Origin of the sequence: Anaeromyxobacter diazotrophicus (assembly GCF_013340205.1) — a bacterium.
GTDB classification, from domain to species: domain Bacteria; phylum Myxococcota; class Myxococcia; order Myxococcales; family Anaeromyxobacteraceae; genus Anaeromyxobacter_A; species Anaeromyxobacter_A diazotrophicus.
This window is the reverse complement of record NZ_BJTG01000009.1, coordinates 58635-74594: the sequence shown is the minus strand read 5'-3', so window position 1 is coordinate 74594 and position 15960 is coordinate 58635. Positions and strand designations below refer to the sequence as shown.

The following is a 15960-nucleotide window of genomic DNA, read 5'->3' as shown; positions in this document are numbered from 1 at the left end:
CGAGCGCGAGCGTGTCGGGGATCCAAGGGCTACCGCTCGGAGCTCCAGCCCGGCGGCGGCTGGGCGAAGCCGCCGCTGCGGCGGAACGGCTCGGCCTCCTCGCGCAGCCGCGCCTCCTCGCGCCGGGTCCAACGGCCGTCGAGCTCGACCCCGGCCGCGAGGAGCCCCACGCGATCGTCGTAGCGCACGGAGAGCATGGTCGCGGGACGCGACGAGGCGCGCTCGAACGCGACGAGCTGCACGGGCGAGTCGCGCTCCTCTCCGAAGGCCGTGCCGAGCCCGGGCCGGCGCGCGCTCCGCTCGCCGGGGGCTGCGGAGGCTCCTGCGTCGCTCCCGGCGCCGCGGGGGGCCGGCGCCAGCCCGGGGCGCGACTCCAGCTCCCGCAGCGGTCGAGCCAGCCGCGGCGGGCGCTCGCGCTCGATGAACACGGCCACGCCGATGACGCCCACGTCGCGCGCATCGCCCATGAGCGCGGCATAGGAACGCGGCACGCTGCTGAACCGGAAGGCGGCCACGGTCGCCCGCGACAGGCGGAACCCGTCGAGCGTGACCTCGGCGCCGGCGTCGATGAGGTACCCGCGCTTCTCCCAGCCGGCGGGGCCGCCGTCGACGACGTCGCGGCCGTCCACCGAGACCACCGCCTCCACGCGGCGAGGCCCGCCGTTGCGCACCCGGAGCAGGTAGCGCTCGCCGAGCGCGCCGAGGACGTAGGTCCGGCCGCCCTGGGAGAACGCCGGCAGCGGGCGTCCGCCGGCGTCGAGGACCTCCAGCCGGAAGGGCCCGGAGCGCGCGGCGGGCGCGCGCGCCAGGCCGGCGGTGGGGGTGAGCCAGGTGAGCGCGGCGAGCGCGGCGGCGACGGTCATGGGATGCATGCGTGGTTCCTCCTCCTCGCTCGAACGCACGGGCCCGCCGGCGGATCTGCCGCCCCGCGCAGGGCCGAGCTAAGATGGCGTAGATCCTCCTCCGCGCTGGCGCGTTCCAGGACCAGCGGGGAAGGACCGGGACGACAGGTGCCACAGGACACCGACGAGGCGCTCGTGCTGCGTTATCAGCGAGGCGACGTCGCGGCGTTCGAGGCGCTGGTGGACCGGCACCGCGCCGGCGTGTACCGGTTCCTCGCCCGGTTCGTCCGCGACCGCGCGCGGGCGGAGGACCTCACGCAGGAGTGCTGGATGCGCTTCCTCGGAGCGGCGCCGCGCTGGGAGGAGCGCGCGAGGTTCAGGACCTGGCTCTACGCGGTGGCGCGGAACCTCGCCGCCGACGAGGCCCGTCGCATGACGCACCGCCGCCACGCCTCCCTCGACGACGCCCGCGGGGACCGATCCTTCGCGGACCTCCCCGCGCCCGGGCGGTCGCCGGAGGAAGCCGCGCTCGACCTGCTCCTGCAGCCGGCGCTGGAGCGGGCGATCGCCGAGCTCCCGGCGGAGCAGCGGGAGGTGTTCCTGCTGCGGGAGTACGAAGGGGTCGGCTTCGCCGAGATCGCCGAGATCACGGGGGCCCCCGTGCCGACCGTGAAGAGCCGGATGCGCTACGCGCTGGAGGGGCTCCGGCGGACGCTGGCCGCGATGGGCGTCACCGCGGGGGGCGAGCCGGCGCTGGAGGGCACGGCGCCGTGAACCACGACCAGGCCCAGCCGCTCCTGCTCGACGTGGCGTACGGCGAGCTCACGCCCGGCGAGGCGCGCGAGGTGGAGCTGCACGCCGCCGGGTGCCCGCGCTGCGCCGCCGAGCTGGCGGAGCTGCTCGCGGCGCGGCGGCTGGCCGCCCGGCTCGCCCCCGAGCCCGTCCCGGCGCGCGGCCGGGCCGAGCTCGTGGCGGCGGCGCGCCGCGCGGTCGCGCCGGTCGGGCGGCCGGCGCGAGCGCGCGCCTATGCCCTCGCGGCTTCCGTGGCGGTGGTCGCGCTGGCGGTGGGGGTGACGCTGCGGTGGAGCGGCCAGCGTCCGGCCTGGCCGGGCGGCGATGCGATTCCCGAGCAGGGCGACCTGGTGCCGATGGAGGACGTCGCTCCGCGCGTCGCCCCGGGGCCGCCCGCGCCCGTGCCCGGTCCCGCGCCGGCGCCGAGCCTCGCGCCGGGGCCGGCCGCTGCGCGGCCGCCGGCTGCGAAGCGGCTGCCGGGCCCCGCGGCCGCCGCGCGGCCGAGGGCTTCCCAGCAGGATCTCGCCAGGGCGGAGCGCGGCGCCGCGCCTGCTGCGGCACCGGCTCCGGCCGCGCGCCCCCCCGTGCCGGCCTTCGCCGCCGCGCCGGAGCGCGCGGCGGCGCTGCGCGCCCCGGAGGCCGCGCGCCGCGCTGCACCGGCGGAGGCCGAGGTCGAGGCCCACGCCGCTGGCGCGTCGCCGGCGGTCGCCGAAGACGTCGAGCGCCGCGCCGCGGCTGGCGAGCTCCGTGAGGAGAGGCGGCGGCTCACCTGCGATGGGAGAACGCTGGAGCGGGTGGCGCTGCTCGACGGCGAGCGGGTGGTGAAGCTGACCGTCCGTTTCGAAGACGGAGCCGTGGAAGTGGGCTGGTACGACGGCGCGGGCGCGCTGCGGGCGGTGCGGCCCTCCGGCGCCCTGCCGTCCCGGGCCCCCGCCGCGGACGCGCTGTCGCGCTGCGCGTGGTGACCTGGGGGGGCGCGCTCAGGGGAAGAACGCGAGGCCGAGGCTGATGCCGAGGCTCGCGTTCGGGCCGGGGAACGAGAATCCGGTGCTGCTCGACAGGTGCTCAGCGCTTCGCAGGTGCGCTTCCCCGTCGGGATAGAGGAGGAGGCCCCCGGTGACGAGGCCGTCGACCGCGCGGTAGAGCGCGAACTGCAGGTAGCCGCCGACGGCGAGCCCGTGGCCCAGCGCCGAGCTGTAGCGGTAGCCCATCTGAGCGCCGAGGTGCGTCGTCGTCCGGAGGCTCAGGAGGCGGACGTAGAGATCCGGGGACACCTGGAGCGTGCTGTAGAAGTGGAGGTCCGAGGAGCCGGTGCTGACGAGCAGGAGCGGCGTCCAGCCCACCGCGGCGCGCACGCCGACGTCCGGCGTGCCGACCTGCAGCCCGGCGCCGAAGCCGGCGAACGGGCCGGCCTGGAGCGTGAGCCCGAGGATTCGCTGGGAGTCCCCCGGGCCGGCGTCGACGATCGCGGGGGAAGGGGGCAGCCCGCCCGCGGGCACGGACGCCGCGAGCTCGTCCGCCCGCGCGAGGCGATGCGCGCCCGCGGCGAGGACGAGGGCGACGGCTCCGACGGTTCTCGCGAGGCTCTTCACCTGTCCGTTCCAGCGCATGGAGCTCCTCCTCCCGCGGCCCCGGAGGCCATCGTGCGCGCACCGTACACGAGCGGTGCGACCGAGCTCTTGATGAAGGACAACGGCGTCGCCGTTGCAGCTTCGGCGCCTCGTGCATCACCTTTCAGGCACGGGAGAACGACCATGAACGTCAGATACGTACTGCCCTGCGCAGGGCTGCTCGCCATCGGAGCCTGCGCGAGCACGTCGAAACAAGCGAGCGAGAGCCCCAACCCCACGACGCGAGAGGTCGCGTCCTCTCAGCAGGCCTCCGAGCAGGCCCTGAAGCGGGCGGCGGAGTCGCAGAAGGCCGCGACGGAGCAGTCGCAGAAGTCCGCCGAGGCGCAGGCGCGCGTCCGCAACGACCAGGAGAAGCTGCGCCAGGACCAGGAGACGGCGCGGCAGGAGCAGGCGAAGGCCGAGCAGCTCCAGCTCCAGGCGAACCAGGAGAGCAAGCAGGCGACGCAGCAGGCGCAGCAGCAGCAGCAGCGGGCCGCGAGCGCGCTGTCCCAGCAGACCCAGGACGTCTCCAAGGGGCAGCAGGTGGCGGCGGGGCTCGTCACCCAGGTCAGGCCGGACGAGGTGGTCGTGCAGCCTCCCAGCGGGCAGGCGATGCGGATCCGGATCAACGACTCGACGCAGGTGAAGATCCACGGCCGGACCAGCACGGCGGACCAGATCCAGGAAGGCCAGCAAGCTCGCGTGGCCTACGAGCCTTCGGTGAACGGGCCGACGGCCGTCACCATCAGCGTGAGCAAGGCAGGAGCGACGGGAGACTCGAGCACCGGGAGCAGCGGGAGCACCGGTACGGGCTCGAGCAGCAGCGGGTCCTCCGGCACCTCGCAGCCGCCGCCGGAGCAGACGCCTTCGCAGGGGGGCGGCAGGACCCCGGGCTACTAGCGCGGGCGGCTGGCGGAAGGGCCCCGGAGCGCGCGGAGGGCCGAGCGCTCCAGGGCCCTTTGACTTGGGCTAGCGCGCCTCGGCGCGCAGCGCGGCCTTCACCGCCTCGGTGACCTGCCGCGTGTTCGCCTTCCCTCCGAGATCGGGCGTGTGGAGGGAGGCGTCCCCCGTGGCGCTGCGCGTTCGACTTGGTCACCACCGTCAGGAGCTTCCGCGGCCGTGAGCGGGCGAGCGCGAAGGCGAAGCGCATGATCCGGGTGACCCCGGCGCGGGTGAGGAGCTGGCCGGCGAGCCGTTCATCGTCCCCGAGCGGCGGTCCCGACCCCACAGCCACGACCTGACGATGAAGCTCTTCGCCGAGGCCGGGCTCACCGCCCGCGTCGCGCAGGTGGCCGAGGAGAAGCACACCATCGTGAACCTGGTGGCGGCCGGGATCGGCCTCGCCATCGTGCCCCGCTGGACCTCGCGGATGATGACCCAGGGCGTGCGCTACGTGATGCTCGAGGACGCCGGCCGGAAGAACCGGCTGCCCCTCGCCGCCGCCTGGGCGAAGGACGTCCGCGACCCGCTCCGCGACGAGCTGCTCGAGACCCTGCGCGGCGGGCTGCCGAGGTTCGCGAAGCAGGCCTGAGCGGGACGCGCCGCGGACGGGCCAGGAGGATAGGGGTCAGCCATGCCGGACTTCGCCGACGTCGAGTGGCTCGCCCGGACCGAGTCGGTCCAGGTGCGGGTGAACACCCTGGGGCCGCACCAGGGCACGCCCTGGCACTTCCACACCGCGGTCACCGACCACGTGTTCTGCCTGGAGCCCGGCCTCGAGGTCGGCCTGCGCGATCCCGGCGGCGTCGTCGCGCTGGCGCCCGGCGAGCGGCAGGACATCGCGCCAGGGCGGGTGCACCGCGTCGTGAACACGACGGACAGGCCGCTGCGATACCTGCTGATCCAGGCCGGAGGGGCTTACGACTTCAAAGAGGTCGAGTGAGTGAGCTGGGGGCGTACCGAGATCACGAGGCGAGGAGCCAGCGCCACGTGGCGCTGGCCCCCCGTCGGTGGACCTCAGGACCCTAGTGCCCGGCGAGGCGCTCGGGCTTCGCGGGCAAGAACGCCGCGTCGAAGATGTCCGAGGTCTTGGGCGTCGCGGCGAGACCGAAGGAGGAGACGACCTCGTCGATCGCCGCCTTGAGCCGCGCCTCGCGGACCGCTCCCAGGCCGTCGGCCCGCACGTCGGGGGTGAGGACGCTCTGCTTCAGCGCGATCCCGAGGCGCTTCTGCTCGAGCTCCTCGTCGAGCGAGGGATCGGCCGCCTTGACGGCCTTGATGCCCGCGGCCGGATCGGCGACGACCGCCTTGATCGACCGGTTCAGCGCCCGGAGGAAGGCCTTCACCTGCTCCGGGTGGGCGGCGGCGAACCTGGGGCTGACGATGACCGCGTTCCCGTACAGCTTGACGCCGAAGTCGGAGTAGTTGAACACCACGAGCTCGCTGGCGGGGACGCCGGCGTGCCCCAGGTTGAGCAGGCTGGTGAAGGCGAACCCGGAGATCGCGTCGACCTGGCCCTTGACCAGCATCGGCTCGCGGAGCGGCGCGTCCATGCTGATCCAGCTGACGCCGTCCTTGGGGACCTTCGCGTGCTGGGCGAACGCCGGCCAGGTCTTGCGCGCGGCGTCGAAGCCCGGCGCTCCGAGCTTGCGGCCGGCGAGGTCGGCGGGCTTCGCGATCCCGGACTTCTTGAGGGCGATGATGGCGTAGGGCGCATGGTTGTAGACCATGTAGACCCCCTTCATCGCCTGCCCGGGGTTCTTGACGTCGTAGTCGATGAGCGCGTTCAGGTCGGCGACGCCGAGGTCGTACGCGCCGCTGGCCACGCGGTTGACCGCTCCGGCCGAGCCGTTGCCAGGGTCGATCGTCACGTCCAGTCCCTCGGCCGCGAAGTAGCCCGCTCGGCTGGCGAGCAGGAACAGCGCGGCGGGCCCCTCGAACTTCCAGTCGAGGGTGAGGCGAACCTTGACCGGTTCGGCGGCGCGCGCCGTGGTGCCGGCCGCAAGGAGGGTGAGCGACAGGCAAGCAGCGGCGAGGGTTCTCGAACGACACGTCATGATGGGTCTCCCTGGGTCAGCCCTGCGTTCTTCGAGGAACTACGAGATCGTGGGCGTCGCCGGCCCGTCACCGGCCCGTCATCGGCCTCGCCCTCGAGGCGGAAGCTCCCGATCATCGCCGAGAGCTGCTGGGCGTGGCCGCTCAGCTCGGCCGCAGCGGAGGACGACTCCTCGGAGCTGGCCGCGTTCTGCTGCGTGACGTGCCCCATCTGCGCGACGGCCCTGTTCACCTGCTCGATGCCGGCCGCCTGCTCCTTCACCGACGCCGCGATCTCCACCACGATGTCGGTCACCTTCGACACCGTGCCGCCGATGACCGCGAGCGTCTCGCCCACGTGCCGCGCGGTCGTCTCGCCCTCGATCGCCTCCCGCACCGACTGGCGGATGAGGCCCTCGGTCCGCGTCGCCGCCTCCTTCGAGCGCAGCGCGAGCGAGCGAACCTCCTCGGCCACGACCGCGAAGCCGCGGCCGGCCTCGCCGGCGCGCGCCGCCTCCACCGCGGCGTTGAGCGCGAGCAGGTTGGTCTGAAAGGCGATCTCGTTGATGTCCTTGATGATCTGCGAGGTGCCCTCCGCCGAGGCCTTGATCTTCGCCATGGCGCCGGTCATCTGCGTCAGGGCCGCGGTCCCCTCGGTCGCGGCGGACTTCGCCTTCTGAGCGAGCCCATCCGCCTGCGACGCGTTCTCGGCCGACAGCCTGGTCATGGTGGACATCGACTCGAGACTCGAGGAGGTCTCCTCGATCGCGGACGCCTGCTCGGAGGCGCCGCTCGCCACGGCCTGGCTCGACGACGCGATCTGCCCGGCGGCGGCGGACACCTGGCTCGCCGCCTGCGCCACCTGCGCCAGCGACGCGTGCAGCGCCTCCGCCGTCGCGTTGAGCGCGACCTTGATGCGCGCGTGGTCGCCCTGGTACTCGCCGACGGCGCGCGCCCGGAGGTCGCGCTGGGCGAGCCGATCGAGCACCTGCGCCGCCTCGTCGATCGGCCTGATCACCGCGTCCAGCGTGGCGTTCACGCCTTCGATGATCTTCCGGAAGTCACCGTGGTGCCTCGACTCGTCCGCCCGGGTCCGGAGCTGGCCCGCGAGGGCGGCCGTCACCAGCGCGTCGGCGTCGCTGACGAGCGCCTTCACCGCGTCCACGCAGGTGTTCAGGTTGTCCTTGATGGCGCTGAAGTCACCTCGGTACTCGTCCGTGATCTTGGGGGGCACGTCCCCCTTGGAGATGCGGGCGATGTACTCGGCCGTGATCCGGATGGGCGTCACGAACGCGTCCATGGTCGCGTTGATGCCCTCGACGATCGGGCGGAACTCCTCGCTCACCTGGCCGACGTCGCCTCGCGTCCCGAGCCGACCCTGCTCCACCGCGTCGCGCAGGCGTCGCGATTCGAGCACCAGGAACTCGAGCGGCCGGCTGACGGAGAGTGCGAGATAGGTCCCGAACCCGACTCCGGCGAGGAGGGTGGCGGCGATGACCGCCAGGAGGAGGCGCCGGGTCGCGCGCGCGGTCGCGTCGCTGCTCTCGTTGACGCTGGCGGCGAGCGAGCCATCGAGCGCCACGAGCCCGGCGATGGGCCCGACGAGCTCGGCCTGCAACCTCGCGTGCCCGCTGTTCTGCATCCCGTCCGCCTTGACGCCCTCGCCCGCGCGGATGGCCTCCCAGATCTTGGCGGACTCGGCGAGGAAGGCCTGATAGCCCGGGACGATCTTGCTCCACAGCGCGTCCTCCTCCGGGGACCTCGGCAACCCCGCGTAGATCGCCATCCCCTCCTCGACGTGCTTCCGGACCTCCTCGAACTGCGCCCAGGAGGCCTCCAGCTTCTGCTGATCCCCCTGCAGCGTCCCGGCGATGGCCTTGGTGGTGTGGTACCGCATCGCCGTGATGCCCTCGTCGAGCTGGCCCAGGCCGCGCAACGAGGGCAGCACCTGCTTCGTGACCTTGGCGTTGGCGTCGACCAGCTGGCCACTGGAGGACAGCGCGAACGCCCCGACGACGACCGAGCCGAGCGCCACGAGGGCGAAGGCTACGAGGAGCTTGGTCCGGGTCTTGACTCGGAACATGAATCGTCCTCTCGCAGGTGGTGCGACCGTTCCAGCGATGTGACGCTCGAGACCGATACGCGGCCTCGCCCCGTCAGCTGCGCGAGTGCATCAGCCGCACCGATGGGTCGGCCGACGTCGCGACTGGTCGCGCGGGCTCGGAGGCGGTCGCCCCTCGACACGCTGCGGCACCAGGAAGCATGCAGGCTTGTAGCGCGCGTTGGGGGATGGGCGGTGCGGCGCGGCGCGGCACCGGGTGCGGCAGGTAGGACGCCGCACGCCATTGGGGCTCGGTCGACTCTGGGTCCGCCTGGTGGTTTGGAGGCGCGACCCTGGAGCGCGGCCCGACGAGGTGGCGCCGCTTCCGGAGGTCGAGCTCGGTCGCGTTGGCCATCCGCAGCTGCCCGGCCTGCTCGTACCGGCGCAGCTCGGTGCGGAAGGCGGCGGCGACCTGCCCCGCCGTCCCGCTCAACGAGACGCGCGTGCCGGTCCGCGACTCGACGCGGAAGCCGCTCGCGCCCAGCCACGCCACGACCTCGTCGGCCGGAGAGCCGGACCCCGTCCGCGGCGGAGCCGCTCGAGCGGCGCCGCCGGGAGCGAGACGGAGCGCGGCGGCTGCGAGGATCCCGAGGATGCGAGGGTGCGCCATGCGCCCGGGCGGTGGAGCACGGCGCGTACCCGCCGCACGGCCGACGAAGGCGCTGCGGCCCAATGAAAAGACGCGGCGGAGGGCGCGAGAATGAATGGGTGGGAGGCGATCCGGGTCGGGGCGCGAGGGGCCTCAGCGTCGAGCCCTCACGCCCCCGACGTTCGCGGCCGCGCGGGCGCGGACTGCACGAACCCGAGCGCCACGAGGGCAGAGAGGCAGAGCCCGGCGGAGACGTACAGCGCCGAGACGCCCAGCGGCTCGACGAGGAGCCCGAACGCGAATGGCGCGAGCGCCTGCACCGCGCGCGCGGGCGCGTTGAGCAGGCCGGTCCGCTCGCCGTAACCCTCGGCGCCGAAGACGGCCAGCGGGACGGTGCCGCGGGCGATCGTCAGCAGCCCGTTCCCGGCTCCGTACAGGATCGCGAAGGGAGCGATCGCCGCCGTCCCCGCGAGGCCGAGGGCCGCCGCGCCGAGCGGGTGCAGCGTCGTCGCGACCCGCGCCGAGGCGAGCGGGTGGGCGCGGCGCAGGACGAGGAACTCGGCGACCCTCGCGCCGACCTGCGCCGGCCCCATCAGCGCGGCCGCGGCGATCGCCTGCGCCGTGGTGGCGCCGGCGCGCTCGAGCAACCGCGGGAGGTGCGCCACCATCGCCCCGGTGACGAACCACGTCGCGGCGAAGGCGTACGCGAGGAGGAGCATCTCCCGGCGCGGAGTCCACCCGACCCGCGCGCTCGCGGCGCGCCGGAGGTGCGCCAGCCGCGCCGGCGCGGGGAGCGCGACCCGGAGGAGCGGGAGGCTCAGGGCGAGGTTCAGCCCGGCCCAGACGGCGCAGGTCGCGCGCCAGCCGATCGCGTGCTCGAGCGCCGAGGACAGCGGCCAGCTCACGGTGGACGCGAAGCCCGCGAGGAGCGTGATTCCGGTGATGGGCCCGCGCGCCCCGGCGCCGTAGATCGTCGTCAGCGTCGCGAACGCGGCGTCGTAGAGGCCGAGCGCCATGCCGGCGCCGAGCACGGCCCAGGCCGCGAACAGCATGGCGGGTCCCCGCGCCGCGGCCAGCGCGAGCAGGCCGGCCGCCAGCACGATGGCCGAGAGCGCCAGCACCCCCCGGCCGCCGCGCCGATCGATGAACCGGCCGACGCGCGGCGCGAGCAGAGCGCAGATGAGCAGCGACATCGAGAACGCGCCGAACACCCAGGTGCGCCTGATCCCGAGGCTGGCGGCGATCGGGTCCGCGAGGATCGCCGGCAGGTAGTAGCTCGAGGCCCACGCGAGCGTCTGCGACGTCCCGAGCGCGAGGACGACGCCCCATCGCGAGCGCGCGGCAGGGGGCGGGGCGGGGCCGTCCATGGGGGAGCACTATACCGGGGGCCGGGCCGCGGTCGGGGTGGCGCTCCGACGAGGAGCAGTTACGCCCCTGACCCGGACGCGGTGAGGCGGGCTGGAGCCCCGGAGAGGACGCATGCAGGAACTGGCGGAGTGGGACACCTTCTATGTCATCCTCGGCGGCGCCGCCGGCGCGCTGATCGGGCTTCAGTTCGTCGTCATCACGCTGATCGCGAACCGGCCCACGCGCGGCGCCGCCGATGCGCAAGGCGCCTTCTCCTCCCCGACCATCGTCCACTTCAGCGCCGCGTTGCTCCTGTCGCTCCTCGTGCGGGTGCCCTGGCACGCGATGGCGCCGATGGCGGCCGCGTGGGGGATCACCGGCGCGCTGGGCGTCGCGTACGTCGCGTTCGTGGCCCGGCGGATGCGGAGGCAAGGAGCGTATCGCCCGGAGCTGGAGGACTGGACCTTCTTCGTCGCGCTGCCCGCCCTGGCGTACGCCGCGCTCATCGCCGCGGCGCTCCTGGCGGTCGTCCACCCGCGGGCGGGCATGTTCGCGAGCGGCGGCGGGGCGCTCGTCCTGCTCTTCGCCGGGATCCACAACACGTGGGACTCCGTCACGTACTTGGTGTTCGTCCACCTGCGAAACCGACCGCCCGGGGGCTGACGGCCGGCGGCGCCGCGAGCGGACAGAGGGCCTGCGTGGGCACGACCGCGGGCGGTCATCCGGCGCCACACCCTCGACCACCCCGCGCCACACCTCGCTCGGGCGAGCGCTGTAGACTCGGAGGTCGTCCACGAAGCCGGCCGTGGCCAGTCCCCCGGTCAGGCAGGAGCACCGATCCCATGGCGATGGCTGGCTGGCGGCGCCTCCGGTTCCAGGTCCTCGTGAACCTGTACCCGCCGTACCTGGGCGCGGGCGTCCGGGTGACGCACGTGGCCGACGACTTCCACGCCATCGAGGTGCGGATGCGCCTCCACCGCTGGAACCAGAACTACGTCGGGACGCACTTCGGCGGGTCGCTCTTCGCCATGGCTGACCCCTTCTACATGCTCATCCTCATCGAGCTGCTCGGTCCGGGGTACACGGTCTGGGACAAGGCGGCGAGCATCCGCTTCCGACGTCCGGGCCGGGGCACCGTCCGCGCACGGTTCGAGGTCCCGCCCGAGCGCATCGTGGAGATCCGCCGCGCCGTCGAAGCCCAGGGCAAGGTCGAGACGACGTTCAGCGTGGCGATCGTCGACCAGCAGGGAGAGGTCGTCGCGGAGATCGAGAAGCTGATCTCGGTGCGGCCCCGGGCGGCGCCTCGACCTTGACGTCGCGATGCGCCGCGCCTCCGAGAACCTGCCCCCCGAACCGGCCGCCTGCGCGCGCTGGTTCGGGGGGGCTGGAAGTCAGTCGGCTGGCGACGCTCACTGCACCGCGAAGGCGAGATCGTCCACGTCGTTGTACGACCCGGCGGCGCAGCTGGCGGCCGAGCCGCCGTAGCGGAAGACGCCCCGGATGGCCTGGACGGCGCCGCTCGGTAGCACGTACGTCGTGCTCAGAGTCTGCAGGCCCGAGGCGGTCGGGGCGATGGTCTTGATGAACGTCCAGGTCGGGCTGTCTGCGCTCGCCGCGTAGTAGAGGTCGAGCCAGTCCGAGGACGCGCCCCACACCCAGACCGTCGCGTCCACGCGGACGGTCTTGCCGGCGGCGAGCGGTCCGCCGTCCAGCGTGGAGATCTTGAGGCGGTCCAGCGACTCGTCGACGTGGTAGGTGCCGGACGTCCCGTCGCCGCACGAGCCGCCCAGGGTGTTGGGGGCGTTGACCTCGGGACCGAGCCCGGCCCGGCCGTTGAGCAGCGTGCCCGAGTCACAGCTCACGCCGACGCTGGCGCAGAGCGGGACCCGGCGGACGGAGTCGAAGGTCGCCACCCCCGTCCCTGCGGACCCCCCGGCGACGGTCACGGTGACCGCCGGGCTCACGCCGACGTTTCCGGCGGCGTCGAACGCCTGCGCCGTCAGCGCGTGGCTGCCGCTCGCGGCCGAGGCGGCCGACCAGCTCACGCTCCACGGGCTCGCGGTGCGCGTCCCGACGAGCACCGTGCCGTCGTAGAAGGCGACCTTCACCACGGCCTCGTTGTCGGTCGCGTCGGCGGCGATGGTCACCGTGCCCGACACGGTCGCGCCTGCCGCCGGGCTCACGAGCTGCGCAGTGGGCTTGGCGTTGTCGACGACGACCTGCCGCGAGGCCGACGCGGAGTTGCCGGCCGCGTCGTACGCTACCGCGCTCAAGGTGCGCGCGCCGTTCGCCACCCCGGTGGTGTTCCAGGAGGCCTGCCAGGGCGGCGCGACGGCGCTGGCGACCTCCATCGTCCCGTCGAGGAACGCCACCCGCACCACGCCGACGTCGTCGCTGGCGGTCGCCTGGAGGGTGATCGTGCCCGCCAGGTAGGTCGCCGCCGGCGCCGTGAGCGTCACGGTCGGCGGCGTCGTGTCCGGCGGCTGCACGACCGGGAAGAGCAGGTCGTCGTGGTCGTCGTAAGAACCCGTGCTGCACGGCAGCGCGCTCCCGCCGAACCGGAAGACGCCCCGCACCGCCTGCACCGTCCCGCCGCGCGGCAGGGTGGTCGTGGTCGAGAGCGTCTGGGCGCCGGCCTTGCTCGGGACGATCGTCGTCACGAGCTTCCAGGCGGGCTTGGTGGCGTCGGCGGCGACGTAGAGGTCGAGCGCGTCCGAGGAGTAGCCGGTGTACGCCCACACGTCCGCCTCGAGGCGGACCGCGCTGCCGGCGGCGAACGGGGCGCCGTCGAGCGTGGAGACGCGGAGCGCGTCCAGCGATTCGTCGGAGTGGAAGGTGCCCGCGGTGCGGTCGGCGCAGCCGTCGATGGTGTTCGGGGCGTGGAGCTCGGGGCCCAGGGCGGCGCGGCCGACGAGCAGCGAGCCGGAGCCGCAGCTGCTCGCGCCGGGTGCCGCGCAGCGCGGTGCCCCGAACGCCGCGTCGAAGGTGGCGTTGCCGGGCAGCGCGACGCAGACGTTGCTGGCGCTGCAAGCCGTCCCCGCGCCACAGCTGCCGCAGCTCAGCGTCCCGCCGCAGCCGTCGGGCAGGGTGCCGCAGGTCTTCCCCTGCGCGGCGCAGGTGGTCGGGGTGCAGACGCAGGCGCCGCTCACGCAGGCCTGGCCGGCGCCGCAGGTGCCGCACTGCAGGGTGCCGCCGCAGCCGTCCGACGCCGCCCCGCAGCTGGCGCCCAGGGAGCCGCAGGTGGCCGGCGCGCACACGCCGCAGACGTTGGCGGTGCAGGTCTCGCCGGCGGCGCAGCTGCCGCAAGCGAGCGTCCCGCCGCAGCCGTCCGGGATCGCGCCGCAGGTCTTCCCGGCCGCGGCGCAGGTCGTGGGCGTGCACGGCCCCAGGTCGACGATCTCGGCAGATGTGAGGTAGGTGCCGGAGCCCTCGCCGCCCGCGGCGAGGAGCTGACCGGTCGCGAGCAGCACCGACGTCTCGTAGTACCGGGCCTGCATGAGCGACGCGCCGAGCGCGAAGGTCCCCGTGGCGGGGTCGAAGACCTCGACGTCGGCGGTGGAGATGGCGCCCGCGACCACGCCTCCCACCACGGCCACGCGGCCGTCGGGGAGCAGGACGGCCTGATGGAGCTGCCGGGCATGCAGCATCGATCCGGTCGGCGTCCAGGTGTTGGCGGCGGGGTCGTAGATCTCGGCCGACGCGAGCTCCGCGCCGTGCCATCCGCCGGCGACCAGGACCCTCCCGTCGGCCAGGCGGACGACGGCCGGCGTCATGCGCGGGGTGGACATCGGCGCGCCGGGAGAGAAGGTGCCGGTCTGCGGATCGTAAAGCTCGGTGCTGGCAAGATCGGTCGAGGCGTGCCGGCCACCGAGGACGAGGGCCCGGCCGTCCGCCAGCGCCACCACGCGGTGGGCGTCGCGGGAGGTCTGCAGCGAGCCGGTCGGCTGGAGCGTCCCGAGCACCGGGTCGAAGATCGCGACCGAGGCCAGGTCCGAGATCACCCCGTCGTATCCGCCCACCACGAGCACGCGCCCGTCCTCGAGGAGCGCCGCCGCGCTGTACTGGCGGTAGGCGTCGGCGAGGTGGGCCCAGGTGCCGCTCGCGGGATCGAAGACGTCGACGCTCGAGGCCGTGCCGCCCGCCAGCGCCACCCGGCCGTCGCCGAGCGCGAGCGCGAAGTGGTCGTCGCGGCCGCCCGGCGAGGGGGGCCCCGCCGCCCACGTCCCGCTCACCGGGTCGAAGACGTCCATCGCGGTGCTCGCCGGAGACCAGCCGCCGGTCACCACCACCCGCCCGTCGGCGAGGCGCGCGCCCGCGCCGCGCACGTGCTGCGAGGTCATGGCGCCCGTGGCGGTGCTGTTCTGGAGTGCCGTCGAGGCCCCGGGCGCACGGTGGCCGGCGGTGCCGTCCGTGGGCCGCTGCGGGCCGCAGGCGAGCGCGCCACAGACGACGATGGTGACGAGACTGGCTGCCGGGATCCGGCGCGAAGCGGTCATGTGGCCCCCCCCTGAGTGAGGGCGCCAAGGTACACGCTAGGTCACTATTGGCGCCAGACTTTTGGCGGACGCACAGTGTACGTCGTGCACTCACCGTGTCGAGGGCGATCGGCCTGCCCGAGTCTTGCCGGAATGCACGGCCGCCCGCTCGGCGGCTCGCGTAGCGCGTGAGCCGGCGCTACCGGTGCCGAGCGCTCAGAACCGCTTGCCGACGAGGATCTCGCCCACGTGCTGATGCGAGTCGCCGTGGTTCAGCTCCCACTCGAAGGACACGAACGACCCGAGCCAGCGCGGACCGGCGACCGTGATCCGCGCGGAGGGCTGGTTCTGCAGGACGCCGGTCACGTACCCACCCTTCATCGTGAGAGAGCGGATGTTCGTCGCGTAGATGCCCGCGCCTTCCCGGAGCTCGAGGTCCACGGGTCGCACGGTGAACCCGATCGCGACGAACGGGTGCAGCTCGCTGAACACTCCCGTCCCGGCGCCGACCAGGCCCTCCACGCCTCCCCTCAGCGACCACCCTGCAGCGAGCGGATGGGAGGCCCGCGCGAGCCCGCCGACGAGCGCGAGGACGTCGTAGCCGCCGGGGTACCGGAACTGCAGCTCGTTCGGCCCTGTCCCGGCGAGGCGCCGGCGGAGGCCAAGCGACCGGTGCGTCCAGTCCTGGATCTCGCTCCCACCGAGGTTGCCGATGACGTCGACCCCGAGCGTCCAGCCGAGCGTCAACGCATGTCCCGCCGGGGAGCCCAGCAACCGTTCCCAGGACGCGTAGAACCTGCCCTCGTCGACGCGGTCGAGCCCTCCGCGCTCGGTGATCATCTGCACGCTGGCGTCGATGCGTAGCCTCTCGCGGTACGCATCCGAGAGCTCCGCCGCGACCCGCAGGCTGGCGGTGAACCCGTCGTCGTCGCTGAGACTGGAGCTCGGCAGCCCGAAGAGATCGTTGCCGGTCCCGAGCGTCAAGGAGGTCATCCTCCACGCACGGTCGATTGCATTCGCAGGTCCCGGATCTTCGGCTCGTGCACCGCGCATGGGAGCGCAGGCCAGCGCGACGAGGCCCATCAGCGCGGCGAGGACCCTCGTCACGCGGCTGCGACTGCTCATGGCGCGCATCGCGCCGCCTCCTGTCGACGCACCGCTGCAGAGGACGTCCGACAGGCGGTTTGCACGGTGCGTGCCCGAGGCGCTCGGTCGAGATCGCCGTCGGCCG

General features: G+C 73.9%; 15 protein-coding genes. 7 read left to right on the top strand and 8 right to left on the bottom strand.

Going from position 1 to position 15960, the window contains the following annotated elements; all coding sequences use genetic code 11:
• Positions 1 to 29 precede the first annotated feature (29 nt).
• Positions 30 to 872, bottom strand: coding sequence for a hypothetical protein (locus HWY08_RS17720; RefSeq protein ID WP_176067687.1), 843 nt, complete (start codon positions 870 to 872; stop codon positions 30 to 32).
• A gap of 138 nt (positions 873 to 1010) precedes the next feature.
• Between HWY08_RS17720 and HWY08_RS17715 the strand changes: the two genes are divergently transcribed.
• Together HWY08_RS17715 and HWY08_RS17710 are read left to right on the top strand one after the other, a co-directional pair.
• Complete coding sequence (locus HWY08_RS17715) at positions 1011 to 1616, top strand: RNA polymerase sigma factor (protein WP_235969693.1); 606 nt, start codon at positions 1011 to 1013, stop codon at positions 1614 to 1616.
• Positions 1613 to 2599 (top strand): zf-HC2 domain-containing protein, encoded by a 987-nt coding sequence (locus HWY08_RS17710; protein ID WP_176067683.1) that lies wholly within the window; start codon positions 1613 to 1615, stop codon positions 2597 to 2599. Before HWY08_RS17715 ends, HWY08_RS17710 begins: the two co-directional genes overlap by 4 nt.
• Before the next feature lie 15 nt (positions 2600 to 2614).
• On the opposite strand, the gene HWY08_RS17705 is transcribed toward HWY08_RS17710, so the two are convergent.
• On the bottom strand, positions 2615 to 3244 hold the full coding sequence (locus tag HWY08_RS17705; protein WP_176067681.1) for a hypothetical protein: 630 nt from the start codon (positions 3242 to 3244) through the stop codon (positions 2615 to 2617).
• A gap of 144 nt (positions 3245 to 3388) precedes the next feature.
• Between HWY08_RS17705 and HWY08_RS17700 the strand changes: the two genes are divergently transcribed.
• The 3 genes from HWY08_RS17700 to HWY08_RS17685 all read left to right on the top strand — a co-directional run bounded on the left by HWY08_RS17700 (position 3389) and on the right by HWY08_RS17685 (position 5126).
• A complete protein-coding gene (locus HWY08_RS17700; protein ID WP_176067679.1) occupies positions 3389 to 4144 on the top strand; it encodes a hypothetical protein in 756 nt (251 codons plus the stop codon).
• Between the two features lie 280 nt (positions 4145 to 4424).
• Positions 4425 to 4775: a LysR family substrate-binding domain-containing protein gene (locus HWY08_RS17690; protein WP_176068050.1), complete on the top strand. Its 351-nt coding sequence runs from the start codon at positions 4425 to 4427 to the stop codon at positions 4773 to 4775.
• Between the two features lie 42 nt (positions 4776 to 4817).
• Entirely contained in the window at positions 4818 to 5126 is a 309-nt protein-coding gene (locus HWY08_RS17685; protein ID WP_176067677.1) for a cupin domain-containing protein, read from the top strand.
• 82 nt (positions 5127 to 5208) lie between these two features.
• On the opposite strand, the gene HWY08_RS17680 is transcribed toward HWY08_RS17685, so the two are convergent.
• The 4 genes from HWY08_RS17680 to HWY08_RS17665 form a co-directional block, all read right to left on the bottom strand.
• Positions 5209 to 6240: an ABC transporter substrate-binding protein gene (locus HWY08_RS17680; protein WP_176067675.1), complete on the bottom strand. Its 1032-nt coding sequence runs from the start codon at positions 6238 to 6240 to the stop codon at positions 5209 to 5211.
• The gene (locus tag HWY08_RS17675) at positions 6237 to 8300 is read right to left on the bottom strand and encodes a HAMP domain-containing methyl-accepting chemotaxis protein (RefSeq protein ID WP_176067673.1); all 2064 of its coding nucleotides are present in this window, start codon (positions 8298 to 8300) and stop codon (positions 6237 to 6239) included. The genes HWY08_RS17680 and HWY08_RS17675 overlap by 4 nt, the downstream gene beginning before the upstream one ends.
• A gap of 73 nt (positions 8301 to 8373) precedes the next feature.
• Positions 8374 to 8928, bottom strand: a complete 555-nt coding sequence (locus tag HWY08_RS22210; protein ID WP_371869349.1) for a protease pro-enzyme activation domain-containing protein — start codon at positions 8926 to 8928, stop codon at positions 8374 to 8376.
• Between the two features lie 146 nt (positions 8929 to 9074).
• Positions 9075 to 10274 (bottom strand): MFS transporter, encoded by a 1200-nt coding sequence (locus HWY08_RS17665; RefSeq protein WP_176067670.1) that lies wholly within the window; start codon positions 10272 to 10274, stop codon positions 9075 to 9077.
• Between the two features lie 112 nt (positions 10275 to 10386).
• On the opposite strand from HWY08_RS17665, the gene HWY08_RS17660 reads away from it, so the two are divergent.
• Together HWY08_RS17660 and HWY08_RS17655 are read left to right on the top strand one after the other, a co-directional pair.
• Positions 10387 to 10917 carry a hypothetical protein gene (locus HWY08_RS17660; protein ID WP_176067667.1) on the top strand — a complete coding sequence of 177 codons (531 nt, stop codon included), beginning with the start codon at positions 10387 to 10389 and terminating at the stop codon, positions 10915 to 10917.
• Between the two features lie 179 nt (positions 10918 to 11096).
• Positions 11097 to 11567 (top strand): DUF4442 domain-containing protein, encoded by a 471-nt coding sequence (locus tag HWY08_RS17655; protein ID WP_176067665.1) that lies wholly within the window; start codon positions 11097 to 11099, stop codon positions 11565 to 11567.
• A gap of 96 nt (positions 11568 to 11663) precedes the next feature.
• On the opposite strand, the gene HWY08_RS17650 is transcribed toward HWY08_RS17655, so the two are convergent.
• Together HWY08_RS17650 and HWY08_RS17645 are read right to left on the bottom strand one after the other, a co-directional pair.
• The gene (locus tag HWY08_RS17650) at positions 11664 to 14750 is read right to left on the bottom strand and encodes an Ig-like domain-containing protein (protein WP_176067663.1); all 3087 of its coding nucleotides are present in this window, start codon (positions 14748 to 14750) and stop codon (positions 11664 to 11666) included.
• A 195-nt stretch (positions 14751 to 14945) separates the two neighbouring features.
• Positions 14946 to 15713: a hypothetical protein gene (locus HWY08_RS17645; protein ID WP_176067661.1), complete on the bottom strand. Its 768-nt coding sequence runs from the start codon at positions 15711 to 15713 to the stop codon at positions 14946 to 14948.
• Positions 15714 to 15960 lie beyond the last annotated feature (247 nt).

Bases quoted from the DNA above. Each gene is read 5' to 3' on its own strand.
- HWY08_RS17660 (WP_176067667.1), top strand. From the start codon at position 10,387: ATGCAGGAACTGGCGGAGTGGGACACCTTCTATGTCATCCTCGGCGGC.
- HWY08_RS17675 (WP_176067673.1), bottom strand. From the start codon at position 8,300: ATGTTCCGAGTCAAGACCCGGACCAAGCTCCTCGTAGCCTTCGCCCTC.
- HWY08_RS17650 (WP_176067663.1), bottom strand. From the start codon at position 14,750: ATGACCGCTTCGCGCCGGATCCCGGCAGCCAGTCTCGTCACCATCGTC.
- HWY08_RS22210 (WP_371869349.1), bottom strand. From the start codon at position 8,928: ATGGCGCACCCTCGCATCCTCGGGATCCTCGCAGCCGCCGCGCTCCGT.
- HWY08_RS17700 (WP_176067679.1), top strand. From the start codon at position 3,389: ATGAACGTCAGATACGTACTGCCCTGCGCAGGGCTGCTCGCCATCGGA.
- HWY08_RS17665 (WP_176067670.1), bottom strand. From the start codon at position 10,274: ATGGACGGCCCCGCCCCGCCCCCTGCCGCGCGCTCGCGATGGGGCGTC.
- HWY08_RS17655 (WP_176067665.1), top strand. From the start codon at position 11,097: ATGGCGATGGCTGGCTGGCGGCGCCTCCGGTTCCAGGTCCTCGTGAAC.
- HWY08_RS17705 (WP_176067681.1), bottom strand. From the start codon at position 3,244: ATGCGCTGGAACGGACAGGTGAAGAGCCTCGCGAGAACCGTCGGAGCC.
- HWY08_RS17720 (WP_176067687.1), bottom strand. From the start codon at position 872: ATGCATCCCATGACCGTCGCCGCCGCGCTCGCCGCGCTCACCTGGCTC.
- HWY08_RS17680 (WP_176067675.1), bottom strand. From the start codon at position 6,240: ATGACGTGTCGTTCGAGAACCCTCGCCGCTGCTTGCCTGTCGCTCACC.
- HWY08_RS17685 (WP_176067677.1), top strand. From the start codon at position 4,818: ATGCCGGACTTCGCCGACGTCGAGTGGCTCGCCCGGACCGAGTCGGTC.